This window comes from Sporolactobacillus sp. THM19-2 (assembly GCF_004153195.1).
Taxonomy (GTDB): domain Bacteria; phylum Bacillota; class Bacilli; order Bacillales; family Sporolactobacillaceae; genus Sporolactobacillus.
In genome coordinates, this window is record NZ_SEMC01000002.1 from 263,104 (window position 1) to 283,824 (window position 20,721).

The 20,721-nt window shown below is 47.7% G+C and carries 17 protein-coding genes and 3 tRNA genes; 3 read left to right on the top strand and 17 right to left on the bottom strand.

The genetic code is table 11. From position 1 onward, the window contains the following. The first annotated feature begins 2 nt into the window (after positions 1 to 2). Together EWH91_RS03070 and EWH91_RS03075 are read left to right on the top strand one after the other, a co-directional pair. Positions 3 to 1,334, top strand: a complete 1,332-nt coding sequence (locus tag EWH91_RS03070; protein ID WP_129928628.1) for a UDP-glucose dehydrogenase family protein — start codon at positions 3 to 5, stop codon at positions 1,332 to 1,334. Continuing rightward, a complete protein-coding gene (locus EWH91_RS03075; protein ID WP_129928546.1) occupies positions 1,331 to 2,278 on the top strand; it encodes an NAD-dependent epimerase/dehydratase family protein in 948 nt (315 codons plus the stop codon). The genes EWH91_RS03070 and EWH91_RS03075 overlap by 4 nt, the downstream gene beginning before the upstream one ends. 76 nt (positions 2,279 to 2,354) lie before the next feature. On the opposite strand, the gene truA is transcribed toward EWH91_RS03075, so the two are convergent. Then, positions 2,355 to 3,089, bottom strand: coding sequence for a tRNA pseudouridine(38-40) synthase TruA (gene truA, locus EWH91_RS03080; protein ID WP_129928547.1), 735 nt, complete (start codon positions 3,087 to 3,089; stop codon positions 2,355 to 2,357). Beyond that, entirely contained in the window at positions 3,079 to 4,335 is a 1,257-nt protein-coding gene (locus EWH91_RS03085; protein ID WP_129928548.1) for a DUF2075 domain-containing protein, read from the bottom strand. The genes truA and EWH91_RS03085 overlap by 11 nt, the downstream gene beginning before the upstream one ends. A gap of 108 nt (positions 4,336 to 4,443) precedes the next feature. Between EWH91_RS03085 and EWH91_RS03090 the strand changes: the two genes are divergently transcribed. Then, positions 4,444 to 5,337, top strand: coding sequence for an SDR family oxidoreductase (locus EWH91_RS03090; protein WP_129928549.1), 894 nt, complete (start codon positions 4,444 to 4,446; stop codon positions 5,335 to 5,337). A 799-nt stretch (positions 5,338 to 6,136) separates the two neighbouring features. On the opposite strand, the gene EWH91_RS03095 is transcribed toward EWH91_RS03090, so the two are convergent. The 15 genes from EWH91_RS03095 to EWH91_RS03165 all read right to left on the bottom strand — a co-directional run bounded on the left by EWH91_RS03095 (position 6,137) and on the right by EWH91_RS03165 (position 20,682). Continuing rightward, entirely contained in the window at positions 6,137 to 6,385 is a 249-nt protein-coding gene (locus EWH91_RS03095) for a PepSY domain-containing protein (RefSeq protein WP_129928550.1), read from the bottom strand. A 250-nt stretch (positions 6,386 to 6,635) separates the two neighbouring features. Next, positions 6,636 to 7,115, bottom strand: coding sequence for a 23S rRNA (pseudouridine(1915)-N(3))-methyltransferase RlmH (rlmH, locus tag EWH91_RS03100; RefSeq protein ID WP_129928551.1), 480 nt, complete (start codon positions 7,113 to 7,115; stop codon positions 6,636 to 6,638). A 551-nt stretch (positions 7,116 to 7,666) separates the two neighbouring features. Beyond that, positions 7,667 to 8,908 (bottom strand): S1C family serine protease, encoded by a 1,242-nt coding sequence (locus EWH91_RS03105; RefSeq protein WP_129928552.1) that lies wholly within the window; start codon positions 8,906 to 8,908, stop codon positions 7,667 to 7,669. A 179-nt stretch (positions 8,909 to 9,087) separates the two neighbouring features. Then, on the bottom strand, positions 9,088 to 9,876 hold the full coding sequence (locus tag EWH91_RS03110; RefSeq protein ID WP_129928629.1) for an MBL fold metallo-hydrolase: 789 nt from the start codon (positions 9,874 to 9,876) through the stop codon (positions 9,088 to 9,090). Positions 9,877 to 9,939: 63 nt separating this feature from the next. Beyond that, positions 9,940 to 10,746 carry a two-component system regulatory protein YycI gene (locus EWH91_RS03115; RefSeq protein WP_129928553.1) on the bottom strand — a complete coding sequence of 269 codons (807 nt, stop codon included), beginning with the start codon at positions 10,744 to 10,746 and terminating at the stop codon, positions 9,940 to 9,942. Beyond that, a complete protein-coding gene (locus EWH91_RS03120; protein WP_129928554.1) occupies positions 10,743 to 12,077 on the bottom strand; it encodes a YycH family regulatory protein in 1,335 nt (444 codons plus the stop codon). Before EWH91_RS03120 ends, EWH91_RS03115 begins: the two co-directional genes overlap by 4 nt. After that, on the bottom strand, positions 12,074 to 13,885 hold the full coding sequence (gene walK, locus EWH91_RS03125) for a cell wall metabolism sensor histidine kinase WalK (RefSeq protein ID WP_129928555.1): 1,812 nt from the start codon (positions 13,883 to 13,885) through the stop codon (positions 12,074 to 12,076). The genes EWH91_RS03120 and walK overlap by 4 nt, the downstream gene beginning before the upstream one ends. Continuing rightward, a complete protein-coding gene (gene yycF / locus EWH91_RS03130) occupies positions 13,882 to 14,598 on the bottom strand; it encodes a response regulator YycF (protein ID WP_129928556.1) in 717 nt (238 codons plus the stop codon). The genes walK and yycF overlap by 4 nt, the downstream gene beginning before the upstream one ends. Positions 14,599 to 14,898: 300 nt before the next feature. Beyond that, positions 14,899 to 14,971 (bottom strand) — tRNA-Phe (locus tag EWH91_RS03135). A gap of 13 nt (positions 14,972 to 14,984) precedes the next feature. Further along, positions 14,985 to 15,057 (bottom strand) — tRNA-Asp (locus EWH91_RS03140). Between the two features lie 5 nt (positions 15,058 to 15,062). Next, a tRNA-Met gene (locus EWH91_RS03145) sits at positions 15,063 to 15,136 on the bottom strand. A 116-nt stretch (positions 15,137 to 15,252) separates the two neighbouring features. Beyond that, positions 15,253 to 16,539 carry an adenylosuccinate synthase gene (locus EWH91_RS03150; RefSeq protein WP_129928557.1) on the bottom strand — a complete coding sequence of 429 codons (1,287 nt, stop codon included), beginning with the start codon at positions 16,537 to 16,539 and terminating at the stop codon, positions 15,253 to 15,255. A 285-nt stretch (positions 16,540 to 16,824) separates the two neighbouring features. Further along, on the bottom strand, positions 16,825 to 18,192 hold the full coding sequence (gene dnaB, locus EWH91_RS03155) for a replicative DNA helicase (RefSeq protein ID WP_129928558.1): 1,368 nt from the start codon (positions 18,190 to 18,192) through the stop codon (positions 16,825 to 16,827). A gap of 69 nt (positions 18,193 to 18,261) precedes the next feature. Beyond that, a complete protein-coding gene (gene rplI / locus EWH91_RS03160) occupies positions 18,262 to 18,705 on the bottom strand; it encodes a 50S ribosomal protein L9 (RefSeq protein ID WP_129928559.1) in 444 nt (147 codons plus the stop codon). Continuing rightward, positions 18,706 to 20,682 (bottom strand): DHH family phosphoesterase, encoded by a 1,977-nt coding sequence (locus tag EWH91_RS03165; RefSeq protein ID WP_129928560.1) that lies wholly within the window; start codon positions 20,680 to 20,682, stop codon positions 18,706 to 18,708. Positions 20,683 to 20,721 lie beyond the last annotated feature (39 nt).

Consider the following 20,721-nt stretch of genomic DNA (forward strand, 5'->3'; position numbering starts at 1 on the left):
ATATGATAACTCGTAAACCACGCGTTAAAGGGGCTGTTGGAAACTTGGATATCTGTATAATCGGTGCCGGCTATGTTGGCCTGACATCGGCAGCGGTACTGGCCGAGCTCGGTCATCATGTGCGTTGTCTGGATACAGACAGTGAAAAAATCAAAGCCTTAACATCCGGTGAGGTACCTTTTTTTGAACCGGGTTTAAAAGAAATGATTCAAAGAAATCATGCGCGTCTGAGCTTCAGTGTACCCGAAGCCGGAATTCTGAATCAATATCCCGTCGTTTTTATTGCTGTCGGGACACCTTCTGCACCATCCGGTCAGGCAGATCTGACCTATGTCCGATCCGTTATCGATTTCATTGCCGGTGAACTGACCACCCGCAAAACGATTATCACAAAAAGTACCGTACCACCGGGGACCAACGAATGGATCTGCCGGACATTGAAAAATAAAGGCGTGGATCCGCAATTATTCGATGTCATCTCCAATCCTGAATTTTTAAGGGAAGGCAGCGCTATTTCCGACACCGTCCATCCGGACAAAATCGTTGTCGGAAAGCGTGAAGAGGATCACAGGTCTCTGCCTGTTATTGAGGCCATCTATCAGAAAATTGATGCCCCGTATGTTGTGACCTCCTTAACCGGAGCGGAACTGATTAAATATACGTCAAACGCCTTTCTGGCTGCCAAAATTTCGTTCATTAATGAAATTGCGCGAATTTGCGACGCATTTGAAGTAAACATTGAGGATGTGGCCAGAGGTATCCGAACAGACCCGCGCATCGGTCCGCATTTCCTCCAGGCGGGTATCGGCTATGGGGGATCGTGTTTCCCGAAGGACGTCCGTTCACTCGTGTATAACGCCGGGCTGAAGAACGTAGACCCTGTCCTTCTGCGTGCTGTTCAATCCGTCAACCACTCGCAGATTGATGTCTATCTTGACAAACTGCGTTCAGCACTCCCGGATCTGTCCGGAAAGAAAGTGACTGTGCTGGGTATTGCTTTCAAGCCAAACACGGACGATACACGCTATTCGCCCGGTGTGGCTCTGATTCAAAAGCTCAGCGAACTCGGCTGCACGGTCAGCGCATATGACCCTGAGGCGAAACTGCCGGGCCCGCCGGTGCCCCATGTCAGTCAGGTGAGCGAGATCAAGACAGCCGTCGAGAAAGCTGATGCCGTCGTGATCGCGACCGACTGGGAAGAATTTATCGATCTGGACTGGGCAGAGATCAAAGCAAAGATGAATGGCGATCTGATCCTTGACGCCCGCAACTGCATTGAACCCGACACGATCCGGAAAAAGGGCCTGCGCTATCTGGGCGTGGCAAGGCCATGAACATTCTTGTAACCGGCGCTGCCGGATTCATCGGTTCCCATCTTTGTGAAAAACTGGTTCAGAATGAGCAGGTTCATGTGACCGGAGTGGATACCTTCATCGGTCCGACCCCTCCGTCTTTAAAAAAAGCTAATCTGACCAGGCTGGAAAATCATCCGCGTTTTACGCTGTTGCACGAAAATCTGCTGACAGCGGACCTGGAACGCCTGCTGGATCACGTTGACATCGTCTATCATCTCGCCGGCATGCCCGGCGTCCGCTCCAGCTGGGGGAAGGACTTTGATCCCTATGTGACAAACAATATTCAGGTAACGCAGCGACTGCTTGAAGCTGCCAAAAATCAACCACTGCAGAAGTTTATTTATGCCTCGACCTCGTCCGTGTACGGAGATAAGCAGGGGAAAGTGGCGGAGGACACGAGCCTGACACCTCTTTCCCCTTATGGGCTGACCAAACTGGCCGGCGAGCATTTATGTTATGTCTATCGTAAGAGCTTCGCTGTTCCTGTAATTACTGTACGGTTCTTTACGGTCTATGGACCGAGACAGCGGCCCGATATGGCCTTTCATCGCTTTATCAGGCAAATTCTGACAGACGATACGATCACGCTGTACGGCGACGGACATCAGTCAAGAGATTTTACGTATATCGATGACTGTATCGCGGGTCTTTCTGCAATGGTTGATAAGGACGGTCTGATTGGAAAGACGATAAATATCGGCGGAAAAGAACGGGCAACGATCAATGAAACCCTCGCCATCATCGAACAGCTGACAGGGAAAAAAGCGGCAATCGAATATTTACCGGCACTCCGCGGAGAACCCAAACACACATGGGCTGATATATCAAACGCTCAGACGCTTCTGGATTACGACCCGAGAGTAGCGCTCAGAGAAGGCCTTGCCTGCGAAATTGCCTATATCCGTTCTGCTTATGCCTTATAGACGACACCCAACCGATTCTCAGAATCGGTTTTGATTTTAGCGGAAAAAAGGCCGGAAGCATGACGCTTACCCTTTTTCAATAGTCCACGCTTTCCAGATATAAGCCGCGCGCTTCTGCCAGCCGCCCGGTCCGATTTCTTTTTTTTGCCTTCAGGATTTCAGGAACCTGATCCGGGTCAAGCCGGCAGAGCCCCGCTTCGATCAATGAACCGACTATTTTCCTGACCATGTTATAGAGAAAACGATTACCACAGATCCGGATCTGGATCAGACCGTCCTGCTCTTCAATGTTCAGAGACGTGATCCGGCAGACAGACGACTTTTTCTTTGATTTTGCATTTGAATAAGCGGTAAAATCATGCTCCCCGATAAAAAAAGAGGCTGCCTTCTGCATCCTGCCCAGATCCAGTTTCTCCGGAATATGCATGCTGTATTTTCGCAGAAACGGATGTGAATAATCCCCGTTCCAGATCTTATACAGATAGGTTTTTCCTTTGGCATGATAGCGTGCGTGAAAGCGTTCAGGAACCCTGGTGATGCGCGTGATACTGATATCTTCCGGCAGATAATGATTGAGAAAATTCTTGATCCCGTCTCCCGTCTGAGGGGTGTCCAGCCTGACATTTGCGACCTGTCCCAGCGCATGGACCCCGGCATCGGTCCGGCTGCTTCCGACTATTTCCACTGGCCTGCCTTCAAGCTGCGACAGAGCCTGTTCAATTTTCCCCTGAATCGTTTTTTCCTCTGCGCCGAGACGCTGCCAGCCTTTATATCGCCCGCCGTCATATTCAATCATCAATTTATAGTTCATAACCGGATGTCCGCCGCCTTTGTAAGGATAACAGCCTGTGCCTTAATTTCGGATCGCTGGCATACAGGTATAAACCGCGTACACCACGCGTCATCAGTACATTGATTGAATTCAGAATGATCCGTTCTTTGATTTGATCCGGGCTGTCAAGATCTGAGCGATTGACAAAAGCTGCCTGGTCCTGATATTTATCAATATCGATCAAGAGCCTGTCCCGCCCCTCATCATAAGAAACCGACGGTCCGAGAATCACTCCGACGTAATTCAGATCAAACCCCTGAACCGTGTAAACGGAGCCGACTTCATCAATCGTGTCCTCTCTTTCCGCCCATGCCTTTTTCGCCGTCGGTTTATAGCGATCCCATCGGCACACGAAATTTTTCTCCCGGATAAAATAGTCCCTGCCATCCAGTTTATATGGGTAATCATACGTCGCGACCATCCGGGAAAGGTGAACCCGCGCATTTTTTTCCTTGATGGCGTGGTACATGTCCCCCGGATCAGCAAAAGTACGAAAATCAAACGCCTGTTTTTCAGGAAACGGAACAATCTTCTTATGTACGAACTGATCAATCCATTTCAATACATCTTCATGGGCATGCATTCTGAATTGCCGCGTCAGGGAACAGGACACCGTCGGATATTGACCGATGATCTCCTGAAGAGAGGACGTGCTCCAGTGACTTTTCAGCTTCAATACCTGCTTCTCGTCGAAAACCATCACAACCACCCGGCTGAGTTTCAGTATTTCTTCCAGCTGATTGTTCTGATAAAAACGGTTATATTTATCGCTTTTCGTAAGTAGTAAATGTGCTTCATCGATCAGCACAATATCCGCACGGGCTGCCTTTTTATGCATTTGATTAATAAAGGTGGTCGGCCTCTCAAAGTCTTTTTTCCGGACATGTTTCAGCTTTTCAGAAATGTTCCTGTAAAGTTTTAACATTTCCGGGTGATTCACAATCAGACGGTTATCTGTCTGATACAGCGGGCCTGCGACATCGCTCCGGGACTGTGTCTGAATCTCGTTAAAAACCGTGTTCAGCAACACACTCTTGCCGGTCCCCGCATCCCCGTGAATGACGAATACCGACGCTTTCCGGCCCGATACATGCGCCCTGCAAAATTTGATAATTTTATCTTTCAACGTTTTCTGTTCTTCTGACAGCGTCCTGAACGGAGAAAGTTTAACGATCGATGCGTTTTCACGTTCCCGCTGAACGGCCTTGTTATCTGAAAGGTGCATATTTCGTCTCCTGCAAACACATATTATTACCGATTTTAACACAGAAAAGCCATTTATTCGAAAAAGTAACCTGAGACGAACCATAAAATAATTGAAAGAGGGAGTTACATGAGCATTCAGTCACCTGTTGAAAATCCAAAGAAGCTTTATACCTCTGGCACCTATCCGAAACAGGAACAGGCAAGGCCCGGACTTCAGTCAAAAATGATTCCGGTACCTGACTGTGGTGAAAAAACCTATAAGGGATCCGGACGTCTGCAGGGACGAAAGGCACTGATTACCGGCGGCGATTCAGGGATTGCCCGGGCGGCAGCTATTGCTTATGCCCGCGAAGGAGCGGATGTGGCCATCCACTATTTGCCTTTCGAACAGCCGGATGCTGATGAGGTTAAAACGCTGATTGAGGAAGCCGGTCAGAAAGCCGTTCTTATTTCCGGGGATTTATCTGATGAGGCCTTTTGCAGAAAAATGGTGGAAACCGCTCAAAAAGAACTCGGCGGTCTTGATATTCTGACACTTGTTGCCGGCGTCCAGCAGGCCTATAAAAGCTTCGAAGACGTGGAAACAGATATGCTTCGGAAAACATTTGAAGTCAACGTCTTTTCCATGTACTGGACGGTGAAAGCCGCGCTGCCCTTTTTGCCAAAAGGCTCCGCCATTACAACCACATCGTCGATACAGGCTTACGCGCCAACGCCGGACCTGATCACCTATTCACCGACAAAAGCCGCCATTGTTAATTTCACTAAAGGACTGGCTGCCGAACTCGCTCCCAGGGGCATCCGTGTCAATTCAATCGCTCCCGGTCCGATCTGGACACCCCTGCAGATCTGTGGCGGGCAGCTCTCCGGGAACATTCCGAAATTCGGCCACGAGACGCCTTTCAAACGTGCCGGCCAGCCGGCCGAGCTTGCCGGGACCTACGTCCATCTTGCCTCCAATGAAGCAAGTTACATCACCGCGCAGGTCTTCGGCATCACCGGTGGCTTACCGATTGCCTGAGTTACTGAAAAAACTGTCATTCGCAGAGGATGACAGTTTTTTATTCCACTTTCCGGATCTTTAAGGCTTTCGCTACTTCATGAAAAGCGGGAAAAGGGCGTCGTTCGGCCACTAAGCTGTACCTGCTTCAAACGATGCTGGCGGTTGAAGGCTAAGGGTTCGGAGCGCTCATAACAGGCGTCCGGTCGCAATAAGCGGAAATTTTCCGGTTAAGTGCAGAATAAAAAGGGTTTCAGAGTATCATAAGCGGAATTTTTCCGGTTACGCATTGAAAAATCCTCTATTTCCACATTTTCCGAGTCAATAGACGGAATTCCTCCGTTTATTGAAGCTCGCGTTTACCCTTTATTACTAAGTTAAACGGAATTTTTCCCCCTGATTTAGGGAACCACCTGTCAGCAATGCCAGACCTTTTTTCTGCGCAAATCATCTGTCCAAAGTGTTGAAATGCGGAAGTCGAACAGATCAAGCCGATCATCTCATGACGGTCCGTACACTGCTTCAACGTTTTCTAAATACCGATCAAGAAAAAGCACCATCCTTCGATGACGTGACAGCTGCGCACGACCAACGGTATGGAAACGCCTGGATGAGGCATTCCGACGTTGGAGTGCGTCAACCGAATATTCCTCAATCGGAACTCAGTGACCCGCCTTAAATGAAAAACAGCGGGGGGATCGCCGTGATTTGGTCATGACAGATCATGGAAAGTGGAGGGTGCAATAACTCCAGGAGCAGCATCAAAATCGAAAGTGACCGCTTTTATCAGGGACTGACCCTGGTTCCCCAATGGCCGGTATTAATCAAAATCATTTTCTTCCTCTATTTTTATGATTCTCCCTGACCTTGCAAGAATCTCCACTTCGAATATTCTGTTTTCCGGTGTTAGAATGAAAACTTCATAAATCAGCATACCATTTTCTAAATCCATATCTACATGCAGAATTGTCCCAGGTACACGCTGAAGGGCAATTTCCTGAGCTTGTTGCATTGTAATTCTTTGCCTGTACATCGGCGTCGGATTATCATGATAAAAATTTTCATACACTGAAAATTTCCTCCTCATTAAAAGATTCAACCCATTTATCCATATGTATCCGACAAATTTTTGGTGCAACAAAAAAGCCCCTGTCATGTGGACTTTTTATTTTGATTCCATTTAATGTTTTGAATAGGTTCATACACCAAAAGTATGTGATTTAAGGAGAGGAAGTCATGACACCATTTAAAGGGGATTTAGCCGGAAAGGTAGAAGCGTCAAAGACATTGAGATGAACTTTGACGCTTCTTAACAGTGCTCACTTATGATACGGTTCTCCCCGGATAATCTTAAACGCCCGGTAAATCTGTTCGATCAGGATCAGACGCATCAGTTGATGAGGAAAGGTGAACGCTGAGAAGGAAAGTTGAAAATCAGCGCGATGCAGGACCTCATCACTCAGCCCGTTTGACCCGCCGATAACACATGTAATATCGCTGTGTCCGTATGTAGCAAGTTCACCGATTTTTTTTGCGAAATCTTCTGAAGACAGCTGCCTGCCCTGTATGGCGAGGGCTATGACATAGGTCTGAGCGGGAATCTTCTTTAGCAGACGATCCCCTTCTGCCTGTTTAATCTGCCTGATCTCAGCCTGAGATAATGTTTCCGGTGCCCTTTCATCGGCCACTTCGGTAATCGATACACGAGCATATGAACGCAGCCGTTTACTGTATTCTTCAATGCCCAATCTGAAATATTTTTCCTTTAGTTTCCCTACACAAAGAATATGGATATTCACAACTTATCCCAACCTTATACATGAGTTATACACAGAACTTATGCACATATCCACAGGCACTATCCACATTATGTATGGAATCAGGCGTTTGCTACGACATATGCCTGTCGAAAAAAGTCAAACTCTGTCCCCCTGTGGATAATTGCTCCCTGGTTCATGAGCAAAATGGTTTTTATCGTTTTCTTAAACCGTTTTGAGCAGAGACTGCCCTGTCACATAGATCCTGCATATAGGGGAAATGACTGATCTCACACATCATCTCTGCATCAGGCGGCCTTTATTGCAATATGCACACATCTTTTTCATTTTAGCACAGGATTCTGAAATTTTTTTGCAGTTATCAACTGTTTGCTACCGATTGTGCATAACTTGTTTATAAGTCAGGCACTTCATCCACAGGTTATCCCCACGCAGCCCATTTTGCAAAAAATCATTTGAATTCAGAAGCCCCGAAGAAAGGGGAGTACCGCACAGTAAATCTGACGCTGAAATTTTAAAAAAAATAGCCTCCGGTTTAACCGGGGGCTACCTGTTATTTCATTCTATGTTGATCAAGAAAAGGTCTTGCTTCCAAGCTTCAGCTGTGTACTGTGTAATCTACCGGCACGGTAGTATTTAATATTGACCGTCTGACCGGCATGAAGATGTGTATACATATACGTCGAGAACTCGATATAACTTTTTATTTTATGGTTCTCGATCTGAGTGATTACATCTCCAGGTTCCAGTCCGCTCCTTGATGCCGGACTCCCCGTCTGGACATCCGTAACAACCAGACCTTGTTTCACATTACCGGGGAGCTGGAGCTGACTTGCCTCGTCTGCAGGTACGAGCGACAGGTCCACAATACTGATTCCGAGCATTGGCCGCTGTATTTTACCTGTTTTTTCAAGCTGGCTGATTACGGGTTTTGCCGTATCGATTGGAATGGCAAAACCGATGCCTTCGACAGAACCGTCACTGCTTGATCCGGTTGATGCAATTTTCGATGAATTAATACCGACCACCTGTCCGGCGATATTAACCAGCGCTCCGCCACTGTTTCCGGGGTTAATCGCCGCATCGGTCTGCAGGACCTGTGCTTCCATTGATGTACTGTTCGTTTCCACAGGAATCGTCCGGTTGGTCGAACTGATGATACCTTCCGTTACCGATCCGGAAAAACCGAGCGGATTCCCGATGGCAATGGCCGTTTCCCCGCGTTTCAGTGCTGAAGAGCTCCCGAATTCTGCAATGGTTTTAATATTGGATGAAGGAATACGCAGAACGGCCAGATCGTAAAGCGCATCTTTCCCCAGAACCTTAGCTTCCACCTTGTCATTATCGTTCAGCCGAACCTCGACTCTGCTGGCACCGGAAACGACATGATTGTTCGTTACAATATAGGCGTAGGGTCCGGCCCGTTTATAAATAATGCCTGAACCGATACCGGTTTCCGTATACTGATTATCGAAAAAATTAGCCTGTTGCAGGTTAATTACGGCAACGACAGCCGGAGACACCTTATCAACTGCATCAGTAATCCGTGACGTGACGTTTACCCTGACATCGCGATTAATCGACGGATTTAACGTATTCGTTGTATTCTGATCTGTTGAACCGGTCGTCACTGAATAAGGCAGAATGCCCAAATCGGAGAGTACCGGTGCGAAGATCAAAAAGCAAACCATACCGACAACTGCGCCGATAAAGCCGGCAAGGAACCAGGCACCCCGTCCTCTCCCGCCTCTTCGTGCGGGTCGTGAACCGTTGTCTGGTCTCTCATTTGGGTGGTCCTCATCATAAAATCCCATACCGATAATCCTCCTCTACTCACATTGCTATCAGAATCGAAAGGCGCATCCTCGATTTATCCTTTAAGCTTAATGTAGCACCAATCACTATTCTTATGAAAATTATGTGACTATTTTTATAAACATCAAAAACAGCGGATGTTTTCCCAAAGGATCTCCGTATACAGGATCATTTAAACCTACATCGCCTTCAAATCCGTCGCATGCTCCGGATCCGTATCATAAAGGCTCAGATCCCGCCCAATACGGAGCCCCTGATCTTCAAGGCGCTGCCCGACGCTCATTCTGGCCAGTTCTTTCATATTATTGTCCCGGCTCAGGTGGGCCAGATACACGCTCTTCGTCCGATTACCCAGTACCTCTGTCAGCGCAATCCCTGATTCATCATTGGATATATGACCGGTATCCCCCAGAATTCTCCGCTTAACACTCCAGGGATACCGACCCATCATCAGCATTTCCGTGTCATGGTTCGCTTCGATCACATAAGTATCTGAATCTCGGATTAATCCTTTGATATGATCGGAAACATAGCCAAGATCTGTGAGAAGCGTCATCTTTTTACCCTGGTCATGAATCACATAGAACATGGGATCCGCGGCATCATGCGACACTGAAAAAGATTCAATATCAAGATCTCCGAAACTTTTTACCGAATTGGCACGAAAGGTAAACTTCTGCTCAACCGGAATGCGGCCAATCGTCGACGCCATTGCCTGCCAGGTTTTTTCATTGGCATAAACCGGTGTATGAAAACGCCGGGCGAAAACACCTAACCCGCGCACATGGTCACTGTGCTCATGCGTAACCAGTATGGCATCGATATCTTCCGCTTTTTTCCCTATTTCACCCAGAAGGGCAACCATCTTCCTGCCACTCAGTCCGCAGTCAATCAGCAGTTTATGCTGCTGCGTTTCAATATAAAGTGAATTTCCTGTACTTCCGCTCGCAAGTACGCTGTACTGCATGGTCTGTCTTCCTCTCTCCACGGCCTGTCCCCTCAGGCCGCTTTCTCATCTGTCTGTTTCAGATTATTCGATGGACTGAAGATTACCCGAAACAGCGTTAATAAAATATTCAGAAGTTCCCTGTTTCGTCTTGACATGAATACTCCAGGCCGGGATAAAAATAAGAGGATCCGATCCGGCATCACCAACCAGATTTACGTAACCAAGTTCTATCCCGGTAATGCGCGGCTGCTCATTATCCAGAAGGTCTGTTGAATTCCCCAGATTACTAATTGCACGAGCTGCACTGATCACATCAACCGTATTGGACTTTTTAAAAGTAAAATAACTTTGCCTGTAGCCGGTGATCTGGTTATCGGTCACGGTGAACTCAAGCATTTGCACATTGCTGCGTTTACTGATGAACACCGGTCGCCCATCGTACAGCTGAGCATAGTCCATTGTTCCGGTTTCCTTATTCGACTGCCAGTATGTATAGTTCTGACCCTGGTAAACAAGATTCAGAAGACGTTTCTGCAGTTCGATGCCGTTCGATTGAGCTTTAACCGGCTGATCGAATGTGCTGTGCAGCTGCATGCCGTCATCCTCTATGCCGACTTTCTGACGGACCGTTGCGCCGGTCGGATTAACCAGATTGGTCACATTTTCCTTTTCTTTCGAAAAATCTGTTCGTGTCCCTCTGAGAAAAGTTACATCCTGCGGTGTCGAGGGCAATTCTGTTTCAATTCGAAATGAATTAGTCCCGGTTGTCGATCCGGCTGGCCCTTCCATTCCTTCATCCTGCTGTCTGAGATAAAGTTCAAAGATCAGGAAGGCATCCAGAAGGAGAAAGCAGATGATAAAGATCGATTTTGTCTTACTCCAGTTCATGGTGCATCCTGCTCCTTCGTTTGATTCAGCTGGGGCGGGGTGATCGTTTCCGTTGCAGAATACCACTGACCGCCAATCTTATAAAACCAGTCCGGCATCGCCTTTAAAGAATGAATACTCTCAGATTTTGGATTATTTACCCTGTAGCCAATCGCCATATCCTGAATATTATGGATGGATACCGAGGCCCTTCTCAGTTTATCAAGTATATCCTGTCCGGATTCCAGTGTCACTTCCCCTGGTGCATCAATGCGTGTTAAAGTCAGAAGTGTTCGGTCGAAATGATAGAGTTCCTGACTTTTCCAGGTCAGTTCCATCATCGTTAAATACATGTTGGGGTAATATTCTGTATTATAAAGCATATAATCGCCAAGCAAAATGCGGAAATCAACGGTATTCTGTTTTCCTTCGTTCGATATGGAGAGTCCATCGTACATAAAATCATCGGTCCACGCTTTGTATTTATTAATAAAATCAAAACTGTGGACAATGGGATCTGATATCGCTTCGTTACCGCCACTGATTCCCGGGTTGACATACTGAAGAATGGTCGATGTTGTCTCCAGCTGACTTGCCCAGTCGGTATACGCATTCTTATCCCTGGAACGGACAACATTTCTGGGATCGGTAAAAAGGACGGGAATGAAGGATTCCGCCGGCGTTTTTTCAAAGTACAACACAACCGGCCTAATGGTCGTTTCTTCATCAGGCAGATAAGTGATCTTTCGATTGAATGAAAATTTGCTGAACGTTCTGTTCTCACCTTTGGAAAAAAGGGTATTCAGACGGCGAGTATCGACTTTACCAACAAGTGCGGTAAACTGATCGCGCCCATTTTCTGAACGAAATACCGCCATAAGTCCGGATTCAGACCCGGGGGTATACAGCTCGACTCGATCTACCATAACGTGTTTCGGAATCTCTTCTTCATCCTGATCAAAATGGAAGACCTTTTTCAGGGTATCGCCGGTAAGTGGAGCCGGAAATATAATTTCATAAGAAGTGGAGCCATTCTTTTTCAGCGGCGGCTTCTGTCTGGCATTGGGCACGACCTGACTGAATTCTGCCGACAGATAGACATTATAGACCGGCGTGATTTCACTGCTCCTGTCCTTTCCCATCACCTCATTTCCCGTGTGCTCCAGAGCAAGCGACGGGCGCACAACATCGGTTAAACGACGTGCTTCTGCAATGGAGACCGTGGTCGCCGACGTCGAAGGACCCTGATATTTTTGAAAATCCGCCTTGTAAAACCAGATATTCCAGGTCATAGCAACACTGGCAAGGACGAGAATGGCCAATAGAATAGATTTAAAGGTTTCTCTGTTCATTGTTCACCCTCCTGGTCAAGAGGAAGAATAAAGTGGATGGTTGTCCCATGATTCCACTCACTCTCCGCCCAGATATCTCCACCCTGCGCTTCAATCATTTCCTTTGCAATGGCCAGGCCGAGACCTGTACCTCCCAGTTTTCGGGACCGGGCACGATCCACACGGTAAAAACGGTTGAAAATTTTCGTCAGATTTTCTTTCGGAATACCAACGCCCTGATCTTTAATCATGGTCCTGATCTTGCGTCCTTTTTTGATCACTGCAAAAGTAATGATCCCGCCATCCGGCGAATACTTCATGGCGTTAGAGATAATGTTATCAATCACCTGTGTCAGTTTATCCCGGTCAATCTGAACAAAACAGGGACCTCCCCGGGGAAATTTCCTGACAAATTGTATATTTTGATTCTTCGTCATTTCGAATCGGTCAATAATCTGTTCGCAGAAAGTAATATAATCCGTACGTTGCAGATTGAGCTTGTAATCCTTTGAATCCAGCCGCGACAATTGCAGCAGGTCGCGGACCAGACGGATCATGCGTTCAGTTTCCCGCTGGGTGACATCAAGAAACTTGGCCGCGAGCCGCTCATCTTTTACAGCCCCATCCTGAAGCGCCTCCAGATAACTTTTCATCGTCGTCAGAGGCGTTCGCAGTTCATGCGACACATTGGCAACAAACTCGCGGCGTTCCATATCAACCTGCTCCTGTTCCGTGACGTCATGAATAACGGCAATGAGCCCGCTGGTCAGGCCATTCTCTTTTTTTATCACGGAAAAATTGGCCCTCAGGAGTATCGTATCTGTATCTGTGCTGAAATCCAGGACAATCGAATCCGTCAGATTATACAGATCCATGATCTTATAATCTTTGCGGATTTTGAGCAGATCAAGAATGGAATTGCCTGTCACGTCATGGCGATACACACCCAGGAGATCCTCTGCCCGGTTATTCATCAAAATGACGTTGCCTTTGCGATCGGTTGCGATGACCCCATCGGTCATATAGGTCAGGACAGACTTTAACTTCCTTCGTTCCGATTCGGTGTTTGCCGTTGCTTCACGTAATTTTGCCGTCATGTTATTAAATGAAGCCGCCAGCTGTCCAATTTCATCTTTTTCCGTCATTTCCACTTTTCGATTAAAGTTTCCCTGCGACACGGCGAGAACCTGTCGCTGCATCTGTACAAGTGGCTTCGTGACGGTTCTGGACAGAAAAAAGCCAAGAACGGCCGTCACAAGAAGGGAGAAAATAGTCGCTGCAGCGAGGATCTGATTGATTTCCCGCAGCTGATCGTAAACTCCTTCAAAACTTTTTTCCACATAGAGCACGCCATAATGCTGATTTCCCACCACGATGGGGACAGTGACAATATTAACGCGCTCACCACTGCTGCCATTAGTCATTCTGTATCGGTTTGTCGATGTCGCGCGAAGGTCCTGCAGAATCAGGCTGTTTGTTGTCGTTTTCCCAACAGCACTTTGGTTGTCCGCTGCGACAATGACCCGGTTCTGATCAATCACTTCGACTTCCCGGAAGTCACTGTCCAGATCAGAAAACTGGCTGCTGATCTGATCTGAAAGATTCGACGGACTCGTATCTGTATCTTTGTTTTCTCTCAGGACCTCACTGATATTCGCGGCGATCAGGTTGCTCTGGCTGACCAGCGTCTCTTCAAAACTATCGAGCTGCATCGTTTTCAGGCGATCAGTGAAATAAACACCAATTAACTGCATGGCCAGAAGAATGAGCAGGGTGTAAACGAGTACAATTTTAAATTGAATCGATTTAAAAAAACCGACTTTATTCATTCCGACTTCTCCTGGTCAGGGGCATTGAGATAATATCCGACGCCCCGTCTGGTCACAATCCACTCCGGCCGGCTTGGGTTGTCTTCTATTTTTTCGCGCAGACGCCTGACCGTGACGTCGACCGTGCGGACATCACCAAAGTAATCGTAACCCCAGACCGTCTGAAGCAGGTTTTCTCTGGTCATGACCTGACCAATATGTTCAGCGAGATAACGCAGCAATTCAAATTCCCGGTGGGTCAGTTCAATGACCTTACCCCGTTTGGTGACGACATAAGCATCCAGATGAATAACCAGGTCACCGATTTCAATATTATTCTCCCTGCCCTTCTTCTGTTCACTTGATTCAGCCTTGTGCCGCCTCAGATTGGCTTTCACCCGGGCAATTAATTCACGATTGCTGAACGGTTTTGTGACATAGTCATCGGCCCCCATTTCAAGCCCGAGGACCTTGTCGATTTCCGAATCTTTCGCCGTCAGCATAATGATTGGCATGGTATATTTTTTTCGTATTTCACGACAGACTTCCATTCCGTCTTTTACCGGCAACATCACATCCAGCAGGACCATATCCGGATGCTCCTGTTCCACCTTCTCGAGTGCTTCGCCGCCATCATAAGCACAGACGACCTGATACCCTTCTTTTTCAAGATTAAACTGCAGGATATCTGCAATTGGCTGCTCATCATCTACGACTAATATCTTGCTGTCCATTCCGGTGAACCTCCTCTGTCTTCATTTTTTTATCGTTTTATTTTCTATTTTAATCATCTATCAATCACTCAGCTGCTTCAGGTATCCGCCTCCGGTAACAGAATTCCGGATCGGGGATCCTTCCATGTTCCCACTCATTTTACCATAATCATTCCGGGGCTGTCATAACGCCTCCGGTGGCTGCATCCTTCTGAACCTTTTATACAACATTTAAGGACAAACAAGACCTCCGGATCCTGATGATCCGGAGGTCTTAAATTGTTCCGAAGGCATTCACGCCATATTATGTCCGATGAAACATGGCTCGAGGTGGAATCGAACCACCGACACAAGGATTTTCAGTCCTCTGCTCTACCGACTGAGCTATCGAGCCATATGTAATAATGCGGGTCCGAGCGGATTTGAACCGCCGATCTCCTGCGTGACAGGCAGGCATGTTAACCACTACACCACGGACCCATTAATTGCGGGGGCAGGATTTGAACCTGCGACCTTCGGGTTATGAGCCCGACGAGCTACCGAACTGCTCCACCCCGCGACAATAAAATCTGATTGCCCTTTTGCGGCACAGACAATATTGTACCATCCCAGGATAAGAATAGCAAGCTTTTTATCAGCACCTGTTTCTCTGCCTGCAATCAGATTCATCTTTCTTCAGGCAAAAACACTGCGCACTTCAATTGTCTGCGACCGGTCGGGGCCAACAGAAAAGAGGGATAACGGCACTTCGGACAACTGAGAAATGCGTTCCATATAGTGACGCGCATTCTGCGGCAGATCAGAAAGTGAACGGGCTCCCGTGATGTCTTCCGACCAGCCCGGCATTTCCTCATAAACCGGTTTGCAGGCCGCCAGAACCTTCAGGCTTGCCGGAAACTCATGGATCACTTCGCCGTTATATTCGTACGCCTTGCAGATCTTTACTGTCTCAAGCCCGGTCAGCACATCGACACAGTTCAGTGACAGGTCCGTCAGTCCGCTGACGCGGCGGGAATGACGCAGAACAACCGTATCCAGCCAGCCGACCCGGCGCGGCCGGCCCGTCACGGTTCCATACTCATGACCCGTCTCACGAATCCGGTCACCAGTGGCATCGGTCAGTTCAGTAGGAAACGGACCGTCACCCACGCGTGTTGTATAAGCCTTTGCGCAGCCCACAACATGATTAATCTTTGTCGGGCCAACACCGGCGCCTATGGTCACACCCCCGGCAACCGGATTGGAAGAGGTCACAAAAGGATAAGTCCCCTGATCGATATCCAGCATGCAGCCCTGCGCCCCTTCAAACAGCACGCGCCGCCCGGCATCCAGTGCTTCATTCAGGACTGCCGAAGTGTCACAGACGAGGTGACGCAGCCGCTCGCCATAGGCCAGATATTCACCATAAATATCGTCAATATTAAAGCCATCGCTCTCATACATTTTTTCAAGCAGGCGATTCTTCTGGGCCAGATTCCTTAACAGTTTTTCTCTGAACGTCTCCGGTTCAAGTAAATCGGCCATTCGGATCCCGGTTCTCGCCGCTTTATCCATGTAAGCCGGCCCGATCCCTTTCTGAGTCGTTCCTATTTTTGATGCACCTTTTCGTTCTTCTTCAAGAATATCCAGCCTGATATGGTAAGGCAGTACGATATGCGCGCGATTACTGATGCGCAGATGATCAGTCGATATGCCCCTTTTCTCCATGTAGTCCAGTTCGTTGCAGAGCGATTTCGGATTGATCACCATGCCATTACCGAGAACGCAGATTTTTTCAGAATACAGGATTCCTGACGGCATCAGTCTTAATTTATACGTTTTGCCATTCCAGACGATCGTGTGACCGGCATTGTCGCCTCCCTGATAACGGGAAACCACTTCCGAATTTTCCGAAAGGTAATCCGTAATCTTTCCTTTTCCTTCATCGCCCCACTGAGCACCAACAACAACTACAGAAGACATCCATCCAGCCCCCTATTTCATCCTTAAAAATTTAAAATATCTGTCCCAGTCTGCAACTTGTTTATACATCCGGTAAATTTCGGGCATCAAAGATCCCTGTTCAGTCTAACAGGTCTCCTCTGTATAAGTCAATGCAAAATACGAACATTTGTATTTAAAAAACCAAATTCGTTCGGATTTATTACGAAGAAAAGGTGCCTGCCGACAAGTCTCTGACCCCCGGCAGTAGCTTCCGCAAAAATTTCATATTTCATTTTTGTACATTCAAAAAGCAGATAAAATGACTTATGCACCACGGGGAATGTCGTCCTGATGTTTCCTGTCAATATTGACAAACTTATTGTATTCCTTAATAAAAGCCAGCTCGACGGTGCCTACCGGACCATTACGCTGTTTGGCAATTATAATTTCGATAATGTTTTGTTTTTCGCTTTCTTTATTGTAATAATCGTCCCGATAGAGAAAAGCGACGACATCGGCATCCTGCTCGATACTGCCTGATTCGCGGATATCGCTCATCATGGGGCGCTTGTCCTGACGTGCTTCTACACCTCTTGAGAGCTGTGACAGGGCAATGACCGGCACATCCAGTTCACGTGCCATAGCTTTTAGTGTCCGGGAAATCTCGGACACTTCCTGCTGCCGGTTTTCCTGGCGATGCATGCTGCCTGTCCCCGTAATCAGCTGAAGATAGTCAATGATCACAAGATCCAGTCCTTTTTCCTGCTTAAGTCTCCGGCATTTTGCCCGTATATCATTAACCCGGATCCCCGGTGAATCGTCAATATAGATTCCGGCACGCGACAGGCTGCCCATCGCCATTGTCAGTTTTTGCCAGTCATCATCTTCAAGGTTTCCTGTACGCAGCTTCTGGGCATCGATATTTCCTTCAGCACAGAGCATACGCATGGCCAGCTGACGGGCGCCCATTTCCAGACTGAAAATCGCTACATTGGCATCACTTTTCGTGGCCACATTCTGAGCAATATTCAAAGCAAAGGCCGTCTTACCTACGGATGGGCGGGCGGCAACAATAATCAGATCACTTTTCTGAAAGCCGGCAGTCATCCGGTCCAGTTCCATGAATCCCGTTGGTGTTCCCGTCACATCGTCTTTACGACTGTGCAATGCTTCGATATTATCGTATGTTTCGATCAGGACATCTTTGATCGGGCGGAATTCACCGGCCCGCTTCCGTTCGGAGACTTCAAGGATCTCCCGTTCGGCATCGTCAACGATCGTCTCCACATCATCATCCCGGGTATAGCCATCGGAAACGATGTGTGTGGCTGTACGGATCAGCCGGCGGAGCAGTGATTTTTCCGCAACAATATGACAGTAGTATTCAATATTTGCTGCTGTCGGCGCTGAACCGGCTAAATCCGCAAGATAGGAGACCCCGCCAACTTCTTCGAGGTGTTTCCCTGTCTGCAGAGCGTTGGTCACTGTGACAACGTCAACCGGCTCATTTCGATCAGACAGACTCAGCATAACGGAAAAGATCAGCTGATTGCCGGTATGGTAAAAATCCTCGGGAACGAGAAGCTCTGAAGCTGTGACGACAGCCGCGGGTTCCAGAAATATGGCACCCAGCACCGCCTGCTCCGCTTCCGTATTGTGCGGAGGAGTCCGGTCAGCAAATAAATCACTCATTTTCTTTCTCCTCCCTTAAGCACCCACTCTCAGGTCTTGAAGCATGAAAAAAATATTGTTTCAGACATTTTACTGTTCTTGCACATGTACCTTAACCTTTGCTGTTACATCCGGATGCAGTTTCAGCGGAACATCCGTGTATCCAAGTGAACGAATCGGCTCAGCGAGGTCGATCTTTCTTTTATCAATGGTAATATCCATCTTTTTCAGTGCCTGCGCAATTTGTTTACTCGTGATCGAACCGAACAATCTGCCTCCTTCACCTGATTTTGCCTGCAGTTCAACGGTTATTTTTTCGATTCTTGCTTTCAAAGATTCAGCTTCCTGACGTTCTTTTTCTTCATTCTGTTTCTTTTTCCTCTTTCTTGCAGCAAGCCGGCTCAGACTGCTTTTATTTGCCGGGACAGCCAGATTCTGCGGAAACAGATAATTGCGGGCATAGCCTTCCGAGACCTCTTTGATTTCGCCTGAACGGCCCTTTCCTTTCACTTCTTTAACAAAAATGACTTTCATTTATGACAAACCCCCTTCAATATAACGGTCAATCGCCTGTTTCACTTTTTCTTCCGCCGATGAGACGCTCTCGTGTTCGAGCTGTGTCGCAGCAGTATTTAAATGTCCGCCGCCCCCAAGACTCTCCATGATGATCTGGACATTCATATCACCGAGCGAACGGGCACTGATACCCACTTTTCCATCCTCTCTCATACCGATGACAAAGGAGGTCCTGATTCCTTCCAGCATCAGCAGTGTATCTGCTGTCTGGGCAAGGAGCACCTGATCATAGGTCTTGTCCTGATCACCGGTCACAATTGCGACTTTCGGGCGATAGATCTTTGTCCTGTGGATGAGTGCGGCACGCTGGTTAAACTGCTCAAGATCGTCACTTAAAAATTTCTGAACAAGAATTGTATCTGCGCCATGTGCCCGAAGATATGAGGCTGCATCAAATGTACGAAACCCTGTGCGGAGGGTGAAATTCTTCGTGTCAACGGCAATACCGCCCAGCATCGCTGTCGCTTCAATGACGTCAAGTGGACGCTCATTCGACTGATACTCCAGCAGCTCCGTCACCAGTTCCGATGTCGACGAGGCATAGGGCTCCATATAAACCAGGACAGGATCTTTTACAAATTCCTCAGCGCGCCGATGATGATCAATCACAACCACCCGGTGAACATCATCAAGCAGTGTCCGGTCGACGACCATCGACGGCCTGTGCGTATCTGCAACAATCACGAGCGTCCGCCTGGTGACTTCGGCATGGGCCTGCTCTGCAGAGATGAAGCTTGTCCACAGATTTTTGTGCTTTTTTATTTCGTCAAGCAGTCGGGCAACACCTGTGACATTCTTCTGACGATCCATCACTATTTTCGCACTCCGGCCGTTGGCATGGGCAATTTTCAACAATCCGATGCAGGAACCGATGGCGTCAAGATCCGGTGCCTGATGGCCCATAATCATCACCTGATCGCTTTCCAGCATCAGTTCGGACAGAGCATGGGAGATGACCCTGGCACGGACACGGGTCCTTTTTTCAATCGGGTTAGATTTTCCACCATAAAACTTCACATTTCCGTCCGGCCTTTTAATCACGGCCTGGTCACCGCCACGACCCAGTCCGAGGTCAAGTGCCGACTGACTGTACGTACCCAGTTCCTCAAGTGATTCTGCACCCGCCCCGACACCGATACTGAGTGTCAAAGGAATATGACTTAATGGTACCGTGACTTTACGTACCTGATCAAGAATGGAAAAATGATCTGCTTCTACATGTTTGAGCAGTTTTTCATTCATCACCGCAAGAAAGCGGTCAGAGGCAGTACGGCGCAAATAGATCCCGTAATGCTGTGCCCAGGCTTTAATCAGGGAAGTCGCTTCATTATTGATTGTGCTCCTGACCTGATCCTCCAGCCCCTGTGTCACTTCGTCATAATTATCAAGAAAAATAAGGGCCAGAACCGATTGTTCGTTATAATAATTCTTCTTAATTTCAAGAACATCATTGATATCGGTAAAATAGAGCAGACGGTCATCCCGTCTCAGCCGTACCCTGTACTTCCTGTCCCTTATCGTAAGAATATCCGAGTCTTTATCCGACAAAATGAGTTGATTAATCTCACCTGAAATATCATCAAGGGCTTTGCCTATGTGCGTCGTGTGACTTCCGGCAATGGTGTCCATTTCCGGATTGCACCACTCGATCTCTCCTGTATCATCGTACAGGATAATACCAATCGGCATTTGCAGCAGTGCCTCACCTCCGACTTTTTTCAGTCGGTAAGAGAGTCCGGCAACATACTCAATCAGTTCTTTATCAAATTGCGTTTCATTAAAAATAAACCAGGTGATGGCAAGGGCAAGAATAACCAGTCCGGCCAGAGCAAGCATCCAGTTCAGGAACGCCGTGAATGTGATAAAGAGAAGACACAGCACACCCAGGATAATAAGCAGGTCGCTGCGCCATCGATGTTTAAATTTATTTGACACGTCTATTCAGCTCCTGAGGCCCATATTCCGCCTGTTTCG

What these genes read in the sequence shown, in the direction of transcription:
- EWH91_RS03075 (WP_129928546.1), top strand. Translation starts at nt 1,331, where the DNA reads ATGAACATTCTTGTAACCGGCGCTGCCGGATTCATCGGTTCCCATCTT.
- EWH91_RS03085 (WP_129928548.1), bottom strand. Translation starts at nt 4,335, where the DNA reads ATGCACCTTTCAGATAACAAGGCCGTTCAGCGGGAACGTGAAAACGCA.
- EWH91_RS03110 (WP_129928629.1), bottom strand. Translation starts at nt 9,876, where the DNA reads ATGCAGTACAGCGTACTTGCGAGCGGAAGTACAGGAAATTCACTTTAT.
- EWH91_RS03105 (WP_129928552.1), bottom strand. Translation starts at nt 8,908, where the DNA reads ATGGGATTTTATGATGAGGACCACCCAAATGAGAGACCAGACAACGGT.
- EWH91_RS03150 (WP_129928557.1), bottom strand. Translation starts at nt 16,539, where the DNA reads ATGTCTTCTGTAGTTGTTGTTGGTGCTCAGTGGGGCGATGAAGGAAAA.
- walK (WP_129928555.1), bottom strand. Translation starts at nt 13,885, where the DNA reads ATGAATAAAGTCGGTTTTTTTAAATCGATTCAATTTAAAATTGTACTC.
- EWH91_RS03070 (WP_129928628.1), top strand. Translation starts at nt 3, where the DNA reads ATGATAACTCGTAAACCACGCGTTAAAGGGGCTGTTGGAAACTTGGAT.
- EWH91_RS03120 (WP_129928554.1), bottom strand. Translation starts at nt 12,077, where the DNA reads ATGAACAGAGAAACCTTTAAATCTATTCTATTGGCCATTCTCGTCCTT.
- yycF (WP_129928556.1), bottom strand. Translation starts at nt 14,598, where the DNA reads ATGGACAGCAAGATATTAGTCGTAGATGATGAGCAGCCAATTGCAGAT.
- EWH91_RS03090 (WP_129928549.1), top strand. Translation starts at nt 4,444, where the DNA reads ATGAGCATTCAGTCACCTGTTGAAAATCCAAAGAAGCTTTATACCTCT.
- dnaB (WP_129928558.1), bottom strand. Translation starts at nt 18,192, where the DNA reads ATGAGTGATTTATTTGCTGACCGGACTCCTCCGCACAATACGGAAGCG.
- truA (WP_129928547.1), bottom strand. Translation starts at nt 3,089, where the DNA reads ATGAACTATAAATTGATGATTGAATATGACGGCGGGCGATATAAAGGC.
- EWH91_RS03115 (WP_129928553.1), bottom strand. Translation starts at nt 10,746, where the DNA reads ATGAACTGGAGTAAGACAAAATCGATCTTTATCATCTGCTTTCTCCTT.
- rplI (WP_129928559.1), bottom strand. Translation starts at nt 18,705, where the DNA reads ATGAAAGTCATTTTTGTTAAAGAAGTGAAAGGAAAGGGCCGTTCAGGC.